This is a genomic window from Streptomyces sp. NPDC007095 (assembly GCF_040634475.1).
Taxonomy (GTDB): domain Bacteria; phylum Actinomycetota; class Actinomycetes; order Streptomycetales; family Streptomycetaceae; genus Streptomyces.
Map to the genome: position 1 here is coordinate 47,187 of NZ_JBEYFS010000056.1, position 9,674 is coordinate 56,860.

7 protein-coding genes, 2 tRNA genes and 3 pseudogenes are annotated in these 9,674 nt (G+C 69.1%); 5 read left to right on the forward strand and 7 right to left on the reverse strand.

Annotated elements, in window-relative coordinates; translation table 11 throughout:
* Window positions 1-101 precede the first annotated feature (101 nt).
* On the reverse strand, window positions 102-971 hold the full coding sequence (locus ABZ656_RS20645; protein WP_360269652.1) for a DUF2797 domain-containing protein: 870 nt from the start codon (window positions 969-971) through the stop codon (window positions 102-104).
* A 59-nt stretch (window positions 972-1,030) separates the two neighbouring features.
* A complete protein-coding gene (locus tag ABZ656_RS20650) occupies window positions 1,031-1,399 on the reverse strand; it encodes an HGxxPAAW family protein (protein WP_360269654.1) in 369 nt (122 codons plus the stop codon).
* A 105-nt stretch (window positions 1,400-1,504) separates the two neighbouring features.
* On the opposite strand from ABZ656_RS20650, the gene ABZ656_RS20655 reads away from it, so the two are divergent.
* A complete protein-coding gene (locus ABZ656_RS20655) occupies window positions 1,505-1,990 on the forward strand; it encodes a helix-turn-helix domain-containing protein (RefSeq protein ID WP_101398939.1) in 486 nt (161 codons plus the stop codon).
* 828 nt (window positions 1,991-2,818) lie between these two features.
* Here the strand turns inward: ABZ656_RS20655 and ABZ656_RS20660 are convergent.
* Window positions 2,819-3,006 (reverse strand): annotated as a pseudogene (locus ABZ656_RS20660) (Bro-N domain-containing protein); the annotation flags it as partial.
* Between the two features lie 338 nt (window positions 3,007-3,344).
* On the opposite strand from ABZ656_RS20660, the gene ABZ656_RS20665 reads away from it, so the two are divergent.
* A complete protein-coding gene (locus tag ABZ656_RS20665; protein WP_360269656.1) occupies window positions 3,345-4,007 on the forward strand; it encodes a hypothetical protein in 663 nt (220 codons plus the stop codon).
* A 619-nt stretch (window positions 4,008-4,626) separates the two neighbouring features.
* Here ABZ656_RS20665 and ABZ656_RS20670 read toward each other — a convergent pair.
* Complete coding sequence (locus ABZ656_RS20670) at window positions 4,627-4,941, reverse strand: group II intron maturase-specific domain-containing protein (protein WP_101398943.1); 315 nt, start codon at window positions 4,939-4,941, stop codon at window positions 4,627-4,629.
* Between the two features lie 175 nt (window positions 4,942-5,116).
* Between ABZ656_RS20670 and ABZ656_RS20675 the strand changes: the two are divergent.
* Window positions 5,117-5,233: pseudogene (locus ABZ656_RS20675) on the forward strand (protein kinase family protein); the annotation flags it as partial.
* Between the two features lie 301 nt (window positions 5,234-5,534).
* Here the strand turns inward: ABZ656_RS20675 and ABZ656_RS20680 are convergent.
* The 3 genes from ABZ656_RS20680 to ABZ656_RS20690 form a co-directional block, all read right to left on the reverse strand.
* Window positions 5,535-5,906: a VOC family protein gene (locus ABZ656_RS20680; protein WP_101398945.1), complete on the reverse strand. Its 372-nt coding sequence runs from the start codon at window positions 5,904-5,906 to the stop codon at window positions 5,535-5,537.
* A gap of 119 nt (window positions 5,907-6,025) precedes the next feature.
* Window positions 6,026-6,098: transfer RNA gene (locus ABZ656_RS20685), tRNA-Arg, on the reverse strand.
* A gap of 194 nt (window positions 6,099-6,292) precedes the next feature.
* A tRNA-Ser gene (locus tag ABZ656_RS20690) sits at window positions 6,293-6,383 on the reverse strand.
* 260 nt (window positions 6,384-6,643) lie between these two features.
* Here ABZ656_RS20690 and ABZ656_RS20695 point away from each other — a divergent pair.
* Both ABZ656_RS20695 and ABZ656_RS20700 read left to right on the forward strand, forming a co-directional pair.
* Window positions 6,644-7,150 (forward strand): SSI family serine proteinase inhibitor, encoded by a 507-nt coding sequence (locus ABZ656_RS20695; RefSeq protein ID WP_360269659.1) that lies wholly within the window; start codon window positions 6,644-6,646, stop codon window positions 7,148-7,150.
* Window positions 7,151-7,352: 202 nt separating this feature from the next.
* Window positions 7,353-9,560 (forward strand): annotated as a pseudogene (locus tag ABZ656_RS20700) (PAS domain-containing protein); the annotation flags it as partial.
* Between the last annotated feature and the right edge of the window lie 114 nt (window positions 9,561-9,674).

The window sequence follows — 9,674 nt, forward strand, 5'->3', positions numbered from 1 at the left end:
GTCTCCCCACTCGTCCAGACCCTTTCCGAACGGGATCCAAGAGGGATCCATCTCTTGACCCTCGGAGAACGGCATCCGCGCGGGCACTCACACTCGGGCACTCAGAAGAGTCCGTCCTGCTTCACGCTCCTGTCTTCCCACTCCCTTACGGGAAAGGTCAGTTGCTCACCCCTGACCGCGGTCAGCTCCCACCCGGTCATGAGCCGCGTATCGACCACGACGACCCCACGCCCGGTCGAAAGATGCAGATCGGGCCCGGCCGCGGCGACCAGCTCCCCGCTCACCACACCGCCCGCGACCAGCTCGCTCACCACACCGACGGCGGGCGAGAGCCCTTCGAGCCCGAACACCTCGGTGTGATCGACGGCCTGGAAGGGCGCCCGCTCCAGCGACTCGGGCCAGCCTGCGAGCTCCATGACCCGCGCGTGCAGCTCCCGGATCTCCTCCAGCCTCTCGCCCGCCCCCGGCAACGCGGCCCGCACCGCCCTCTTCTCGGCGTACGGGATCCGATCCGGCACCCCAAGCGCGGCCCGCAGCAGCTCCTCGGTCCGCCGCGCCGCCATCAACGGCCCCTGCCCCAGCCAGCTGAAGACGACGGCCCCCTGCTCCAGCAGCCGAGCCGGCCCGCGCGCGACTCCGGTGATCCCGACCTTGACCATGCCGGGCCCGAACCACGCGAGGTACACGCGGTACGGCCGCGGGTCGTCGGCCATCGTGTCGGCGGCCACGGAGTGCGCACGGTCCAACCGCGCGCACTCCTCGCAACGCGCCCCCGCACTGCGCCCCGACACCACCGCCCGCACCGGACACGCGTTCCCCCGCGCGCCCACACACGTCCGTACGCCCTCGTCCACCACCCCAAAGGCCACCCGCTTCCCCCAGGACAGCGCACTGCTCCGCCCGCCGCCCCACATCAGCACGGGGCCGTCAGCCGACCACCGCAGACCCGAACATCTCCACGTCTCTGCCATCACTCACGAGCGTAGGCGTTGCCACCGACAACGGAGCCGGGCTGCGAGCGGGCAGCCGTTCAGGTGGCGGACTCGGTCACGGGTTCACCACTCACAGGCTTACCGCCGACAGCCACGTCCGACCTGACCGCGGGCCGCCCACGCCCCGCCAGCCGGCACCCCAGACACCCGGGATGCCCCTCCCGCGCGCGCAGGTCCCTGACCCGCAGTCCCCACTCCGAGGCCGGCCGCTGCCCGGGCGGCTTGCCCCACCCGGCGAGATGGAGCACCCAGGTGACCAGCACACTCACGGCCACGACCGCCAGCCCGCCCCACTCGCCGAGGGCGTTGTCGGCGCAGACCCCCAGCCCGATGCCCGCCACCCCCACGGTGGCGATCCCGAATCCGATCCAGCCCGCGAGGGTGTGCCCCTCGTCATGCTTGCTCACGTATTGCCTCCCTCTGTCCGAACAGCGGAGTTTCGTGACGTGAAGGACTAGAATCCCTCACAGGCTAAGAAATCTACTCCAAAAACATCTCACGCACTAAGGGAAATGCACATGCAGCAGGGCACGCCGCGCCCGCCCGCGACTCCGGCCCAGGCGCTGAGCGCCATGGACCACCTCATCGCGACGGGCATGATCGGCCAGCAGGAGATGGCCCAGCGGCTGAACCTGAACGTCACCGACCTCACCTGCTTCGGCTTCGTACTGGAGGCGGGCGACACCCTGCTCACGGCCGGCGACCTCGCGGAGCGGGCCCACGTCACGACGGGCGCCGTCACGGGGATCCTCAACCGCCTCGAACGCGCCGACTACGTCACCCGCCGTCCCGACCCCGACGACCGCCGCCGTGTCCGCGTGGCCGCGAACCCGGACGCGGTCGCCCGCGTCATGGCCCTCTACGAGCCGCACTACGCCCGCGTCACCGAACTCTTCTCCGACTACTCGCCCACCGAAATCGCGGTCCTGTACGACTGGTTCACCCGTACGGGAAAGTTGATGAGCGACTACCTGGAGGAGCTGCGAACGGGCGAATGAGCCTGCGCGCCTTCGCCTAACGCGGGAAGAGCCCGAAGCCGCAAGCGTGGGATGCGACTTCGGGCCCTTCTCCTTCGTGCGGCGCCCTCCGGCGTCCCCCGGCATCCCCCGGCGTCCTCCGGCGACCCCGGCGTCCTCCGGCGTCCTCCTGAGGCAGCACGTACACCGGCGCCCTGTCCGCCGCGCACCCGCTCTGCTTCATGCATCCGCGTTTGAGCAACATCCGCACACTGTCGTGCACGCGCTCCACCGTCAGCCCGGTTCGCCCGGCGATGTCCTCCAGCCGGTACCGCGCCTTCAGCCGCACAAGCGCGGGCGCGAGATACGCCGCCACGGCGTGCACATCCGCGGTGACGACAAGATTCCTCGCCTGCCACCCCGCCGGCAGTTCCTGCGGAGTCATCACCGGCGGCTTCCAGCCCCCCGCCGGCCGCCCCCATCCGACCCGCGATCCGGTCCAACGACTCGGCCATGCGCCCCAGGGCCGCCGCCATCGCGTCCTGACTCCGGGCGATCACCACCTGACTGCGAGCGATCACCTCCTGGCACCGAAAGATCATTTCCTGGCTGCGTGCCATCGCGTCCTGGCACCGAAAAATCATTTCCTGGCTGCGTGCCATCGCGTCCTGGCACCGGGTCATGGTGCTCCGGTCACCCTTCGACTCCCGCAACAGCTGATTCCTCTCAGCCGTCCACTGCTCCCGTTGAGCCGCCAGCCGATTACCCTCGGCCATCAGGGCATTGCGCTCGGCCAGCAATTCGTTCCGCGCCGCCGCCCGCGCCGCGAACTCCTCGTCCGGTCGAATGTTCCGCTCCTCGAGCCGCGCAGAGACTCTGTCGGCAATCTTCCGCGACATGCCAGAGAAGGGCTTGGCGGGTGTTGGTGTAACCAAGGTCCTTGGCCACGTCCGCCGCCGGGAACCAGTGCTTCCCCTCAGCCGGCGTCAGCCTCCGCACCCGCGTCCCGTCGCCGCGAACACGAAGTCGTGGACGTCGATCGCGTCCTGCCCGTACATCGAGCATCACCTCCATGCCGGAAAATAGGCGAGGAGTCATTCAACTCCCGCAGAAATCAATGACGTTCACTCGATAGACGACGGCAGGATCGATTCCCCGCGAGCACCCCCACACCGGAAGCGCGCCGCGGCGACGGCGTGCGGGCCGGGAATCGTGCTCAGCCCGACGGCATCGGTCAAGTCCCGACTTCTCGCGTCACGTGATTCAGGGGCATGACCCGATTCAAAGGACCGGGCCTAATGGACACATGCGATGCACGGCCGGAAACCCGTAAGTCGCAGACCATTCGTCAACCCACTGCCCCTCCTCCCCCTACTTCCACGGGATGTGAATTTCCATGACTCGCCGTTCCCATTTCCAACGCCTTCTGCTGCTCGCCGCCTCGACCACCGTGATCGCCGGAGGCGCGGTGCTGCCCAGCAGCGCGATGGCCGCCACGGCGGCGCCGCACACGGCCGCCGTCACCGCGGTCGCCTCCGATCATGACGCTCACCGTCAGCACGGCAGCCCCGGCTCCGCCAAACAATGGGTGGAGACCACCGACGCCTCGAGCGGCGTCAAATTCCGGCTCCCCGAAAAGCCCAGGGTCACGAAGTTCACCGAGGCCATGGACGGAATGAGCGGTCGCCTTTACAAGGAGAAGACCGATAACGGGGTCATCGTCTTCGCGGTCTTCGACCTGCCCTGCGCGAAGGGGGACCTCAACGACGGTCTTCGGGGCTTGGTGGACGGCTACAACACGGCCGTCCAGTCCTCCAAGCACATGCTCTCCAGTACCGGCGTCCACAAGATCACGGTCCATGGCCAGGCGGCCCTCGACGCGCGTCTCTCCGCCCCTGACGGCGCTTCGGGCTCCGCCCGCCTCATCGCCGGCGACGACCACTTCATCGAGATCGTCTCTCTCAGCCCGAAGGGGAAGGAGAAGCCCATGAGTGAGACGTACCGAGAGCTCCTCACGAGCGTCCGCAACCCGGACGCCCACGCCACCCATGCCGACTGACGCCCACAAGACCGAACACTCCGACGACGGCCGAACCCACAGCCCCGTACTCCCCGAATGCCAGAGGCCCCGGATCCGTCCGGGGCCTCTGGACTGCCTACGCGACGTTCTGCTCACCTGGCCTCCGTTACCGCAGGCCCATTCCGAGATCCTCACGGTGTGGATATCGAATTCGACGTCGATCGATAACGGAAGTGGAGAGAGCGTGATACCGATGACGCCTGGCACTTCGCCTGCTCACTTCCTGCGCGGACACCGACCGGTCAAACCGAATGCAGTCGAACTGCGCGATACTCTCGGCAAGCCAGGCGGGAACTTCACGTTCATCCGGCATTCCGCCTCCTTCTCCGACACGGCGGAGAAGTGGCGAGCGAATGACCGACGCCCACGGACCAGCCACGCCTTGACGCTACCCGTCGCCTCCTGGCCCAAGTCCTGGGCCTCCGGGAGGTCACCGCTCATCGCGTAGAGCTAAGGCCGACATCCCGTCCGGCGGCTGCCTTCAAGTGGTTTGCGCTAGTAAGGTCCGGGACCGGCGCGGTGGCTTCCGCTCCCTTTCCAGTCCCCACCGCTTCATACCGTGCATGCAGCTCTCCCGCGCACGGCTTTCCGACATCGTTCACCGGCTGGCATGCGCCGTCGCCCTGTGCACGTTTCCGGTAAGACGGTAGACCCCGAGCCGAGTGATCCACCCATAAGTAAAACGGGTGGTCCAGTTCCTGCCCGCAAGTCTGTGTTTCGCGCTGGCGAAGATCGCCAGCCGCTCGTGGACATAGCCGTCGACCACGTTGAACTTCCGTCCTGAGTTGCCGTTACGGAAGTACGCAGCCCAGCCCCGCAGGACCTGGTTGAGATCGGCTACCACTGCGGATACCGGCCGCTCAGTCCTCGAACGAGCGGTCACCGCACGGAATTTGTCCCGCAGCACCCACATCGCCCTGGCCGAAGGCCAGCGCCGCAAGCAGTACCTGCCCCGCCATTTCCGTGCCTGCCTGCTGTCCACCGACCTCTAAGGCGATTTGCCCTTTATGCGTCATGAACGGGTGTCCCGGGCTGGTATGGCTTTGCAGCCCGATGCCGGGTGGAGGGACACACGACAACAGCGATGCGGCCGGCCTCGACTCGTGAAGGCGCCCGGTGAGCTGGGCGAGCCGATCGACGCGATGCTCAGCCACGCTCCGAAGGATCGGCCCACCATCTACAAGGCAGCCAAGGCCCTGAGCTGATCCCAAAGCCCTGATTCCGTGCCGCTCGTGCACGCCGTACGTGAGGACGAGCTGCCCCGCAACGTGGCCAGGAACGTGGAGCTGAGCGTGGGACCGAAGCCTGAATTCGCACCGCTCACGGCCGAGGAAGGACGTCAGCTCCTGACGGCGGCCAGGGAAAACCGGCTGTGGGTCGCGTGCGAGCCGCCCGTCCGCATCGGTCTGCGTCGCACTGAGCTGCGATCATGGAAGCCCTCGGCCACAGCTCGATCCGGGTGGCCGTGGGCCTGTGTCCCGGTAGCCGTCTGATCGACTCCCAGGGCTATCCGATGAGGGTCTCCTTCGGGCGGACTACGCAGAACTCGTTCCCCTCCGGATCGGCCAGCACGGTCCACGATTCGTCGCCGCTCTGTCCGACGTCCGCTCTGCGAGCGCCGAGGGCAAGGATTCGCTCGATCTCGGCTTCCCGGTCCTCCGCCGTGGAGGTCAGATCGAGGTGCAGGCGGTTCTTGACGACCTTGCGGTCGGTCACCGGCATGAAGCAGATTCCCACCGGGGCCGTCTCGTCCGGCCCGATCACGACCTCCCGCTCCCGCTCGGACAGGATCCGCCAGCCCAGCACCTCAGCCCAGAACCGGGACAGGGCGGGCAGGTCGTGGGCGTCGATGACGATGTGATGCAGCGAGACAGGCATGCCAGACAGTGTTCCCCTTTCAGGGCGTGGACAGAACGGAGGCGGTTGCCGTCAGACACTGCCGTCAAGGCAAAAGCCAGAGGCCCTGTGGATCACTCCACAGGGCCTCTGGTTCGGTGTGCACTCGGCAGGATTCGAACCTGCAACCTTCTGATCCGTAGTCAGATGCTCTATCCGTTAAGCTACGAGTGCTTGTTCTGTTGTTTCCTTCTTCGTCCCGCTTCCCGGGCTTTCGGCCCGCTCGCGGCGACAGGAAGAACATTACATGACTGCCGCCGCCATGTGAAATCCGTTTGCCGCACCCCTTGCGAGCTGGGCAAACGCGCTCCGCAGGTACTCAACACCGAAGCCCCGGTCCAAGTGGACCGGGGCTTCGGATCTTGACGCGGAGGCGGAGGGATTTGAACCCTCGATGGGCTTTAAGGCCCAAACCGCATTAGCAGTGCGGCGCCATAGACCGGACTAGGCGACGCCTCCCGCACAACCCCCCGCGCGAGCGCAAGTGGTGCGTGCAGATGATGACACAGCCGGGTGGGGTGTCACCAATCGGCTCCCACGGTACTAGGCAGTCGGGCCACAGAGCAAAGTCCCGAGGAGTCGGGGAGTCGGAGAGCCGGGGAGCCGGAGAGCCGGAGAGCCGGAGAGCCGGAGAGCCGGGGAGCCGGAACTCCTGAGAGACGCGGGGCGCAGGCGTCGGCCGCGCGCAACCGCTCGCGCCCCCTCGCGTTAGTCAGGTCATGTTGCGTCGTCTCGTCCTCACCGCCGCCGCGTCCGCCGCGGCACTGTCCGCCGTGCCCGCCCTGCCCGCCCTGCCCGCCGTCGCCCAGGCCGGAGCCGCCCGCGCGGAGTCGGCCTCCCTGAGCCTGATGCCTCCGCCGGCCCGCGACGAGGATTCCGGGGACCGGCTGACCGTGACCGTCCAGCACGCGGAAGGCGACGACGGGACGTACGAACTGCGATGTCATCCCGATGGCGGCAGTCACCCCGACGTGGGCAAGGCGTGCACGACGCTGGACCGGCGGACCACCTGGGGCAAGGACCCCTTCGCTCCCGTTGCGCCCGGCACGATGTGCACGATGATGTTCGGCGGTCCGGCCACCGCCCATGTGACCGGGACCTGGGCCGGGCGGCCCGTCGACGCGCGGTTCGACCGGGCGGACGGCTGCCAGATCGCGCGCTGGGACGCCCTCGTCCCCCTGCTCCCCGGCTCCGCCCGCAGCCGCGGCACGGCTCGGTCATGGTGACGCCATGGTTCGGCGAGGCCGGGAGGGAAGGGGTGAAATGCGCGGTCACAGGTTCTTCCGTTCTTCTGCGTGCGACCTCCCTCTCATCCGGCGCCGCGAGCGCAACCTCTGCCCGTAGACTCCCTCGCGTGACACGCTGCGGGCAGGTTGGCAAGATGGCCCTCGCGGTCGGCAAGGTGCGGTAACAGGGAGGAAGCGTCTCGTGAGCAGCAGGCCATCCCGAGGCGCTGCTCGCCTCGCAGCCATACTGGACGCGCTGCCCGATGCGTTGGTGCTGGTCAACGCCAATGGCACGGTCGTCAACGCCAACACCATCGCCCTGGAGGCCTTCGAGGCCCCGGGTACGGCTCTGGTGGGCCGGGGGCTGCTCGATCTGCTGCCGCAGTTCGACTCGCGGCTGATCCCCGGATCCATGCGGCGGCCCGAGACGATCGACCAGAGCGGGCGGACCAAGCCGACCAGGATGATCGCTCGGCGGACCGACGGCAGCGAGTTCCCGGTCGAGGTCACCAGCGCGAACCTGGAGAACGGCCAGCAGGCCTACGACAGTTACGGTCCCGCCCCTGACGAGCTGCTCATGCTCGTCGTACGCGATCTGTCGGGCACCGTCGACACCGAGGCCGAACTCGCGCGTTCGCAACGACAGACCGAGATGATCCTGCGCGCGGCGGCCGAGGGTGTCGTGGGCACGGACACGGAGGGCCGGGTCGTCCTCGTCAATCCGGCGGCCGCTCAGATTCTGGGATACCGGGCCAGTGATCTCGGCGGGCAGGACCTGCACGCCCTCATCCTTCACTCGCGCGCGGACGGCGAGTCCTTCGCGTACGAGGAGTCCCCGCTCGCCGATACCCTGCGCTCCGGGCGCAAGCACCGGGTGCGCGGGCAGGTGTTGTGGTCCAAGTCCGGGGACAAGGTGTCGGTCGACCTGACGACCGCTCCGGTGCGCGACGGGGACCAGCTCGTCGGCGCCGTGATGACCTTCACCGACCGACGGCCGTACGACAGCCTCGTCGAGGAGAAGGACGCCGAGGCCACCCTGCACGCGGAGGAGATCGAGCGGATCGGCGAGGAGCACGCGGCGGAGCTGGAGGCGCTGCGCGAGCGGCACACCGCCGAGCTCTCCGAGATGCGCGAGCGCCACGAGGAGGAACTCGCCGCGGGCGACGAGCGGTACGCGGCGCTCGGCGAGCGCGAGAAGGACCGCTACGAGGCACTGACCGCCCGGCACGATCAGCTCCTGTCGGTGCTCGGCCAGTCCCTGCGCGGGCCCCTCGACCAGCTACGCGGTGAGCTCTCCAAGCTCGCCGCCGACGACGCCGGACAGCTGTGGCCCGAGGCCAACCAGGTGCTTCACCACCTCGCGGCGGGCTACTCGCGGATCACGACCCTCGTCGACAACGTGCTCGGCTATCAGCGGCTGGACGCGGGGGCCGAGCAGATCGTCCGTACGAACGTGATGCTGGACGCGGTCGTCGCGGCCGGTGTCGACGGGGCCGTCGAACTGATCGGGCCCGGGCGTGTGCAGTTCGCCGTGCACGCGCCGCCCATCGAGGCCGAGGTCGACCCGCAGCGGCTCGCGCAGGCGCTGGCGCACCTCATCGCGGACGTGGCCGGTGTCGACGCGACCGGCAACGCGCCGGTGTCCGCGGGCGGCTACATGGACAACACCGTCGTCGTGGCGGCGGCGCAGCGCGGCGAGGTCGTACGGATCGAGGTGCGTGGGCCGTACAGCGGGGGAGACCCGGTGCACGAGCCGATCGTGCGCGGGATCGTGCGCGCGCACGGCGGCGTGCTGCAGACGCACGAGGTGCCGGGGATGAGCGGCAGCGCGTTCGTGCTGGAGGTGCCGATCGGCGACGGGGCCGGAGCGATGGCTCCCGAGGCCCCGGTGTCGACCGGTGCCGAGATCGCCCTTCCCGAGCAGGCCTCGCACCAGAACGGCGGCAACCAGGGCGGCAGGCGGCGGGCCCGGCGGTCCTCCGTGGACGCCTTCCTGGAGAGCGAGGTCGCCCCCGCGGAGCCGGTCACGGCCGAGGGCGGTGCGGCCGCTCCCACCGGGCGGCGCAGGCGCCGTACGGCCGCGGAGCAGGAGGCCGCCGAGGTGTCCGTGCCCGCGCAGGCCCAGGGCCCCGGTGGTGGCGACGCCGTCGCCACCGGGCGCCGTCGTGGACGGCCGAGCCCGGTCGAGGGCGCGGACGACGGCGACGCGGCCGAGGGTGTGTCGGAGGGCGAGGTCGTCATGGCGGCCGAGCACACGGCGGGAACCGCGGCCGTGGGTACGGGACTGGGCGGGACGGTGCCTCCGCAGGGGGTTCCCGTGGCTTCTCCGCAAGGGGTGCCCGTGCCGTCCGGGCGGCGGGCACGGCGTGACGGCGAACAGCACGCGCTGCCGCCCGCGTTGCCCGCGGCTCCCAGCGCCCCCGGTACTCCGGGTGCCCCGGAGACCCGGGCCTCGACGCCGCCATGACCGTCGGCCGTCGCCGCGAGTACGGCAGCCACGCCCTCGGCATGTACGGAACCGGCC

Coding starts and splice junctions, on each gene's coding strand:
- ABZ656_RS20645 (WP_360269652.1), bottom strand. CDS start 971: ATGGCAGAGACGTGGAGATGTTCGGGTCTGCGGTGGTCGGCTGACGGC.
- ABZ656_RS20655 (WP_101398939.1), top strand. CDS start 1,505: ATGCACATGCAGCAGGGCACGCCGCGCCCGCCCGCGACTCCGGCCCAG.
- ABZ656_RS20665 (WP_360269656.1), top strand. CDS start 3,345: ATGACTCGCCGTTCCCATTTCCAACGCCTTCTGCTGCTCGCCGCCTCG.
- ABZ656_RS20670 (WP_101398943.1), bottom strand. CDS start 4,941: ATGTGGGTGCTGCGGGACAAATTCCGTGCGGTGACCGCTCGTTCGAGG.
- ABZ656_RS20680 (WP_101398945.1), bottom strand. CDS start 5,906: ATGCCTGTCTCGCTGCATCACATCGTCATCGACGCCCACGACCTGCCC.
- ABZ656_RS20695 (WP_360269659.1), top strand. CDS start 6,644: ATGTTGCGTCGTCTCGTCCTCACCGCCGCCGCGTCCGCCGCGGCACTG.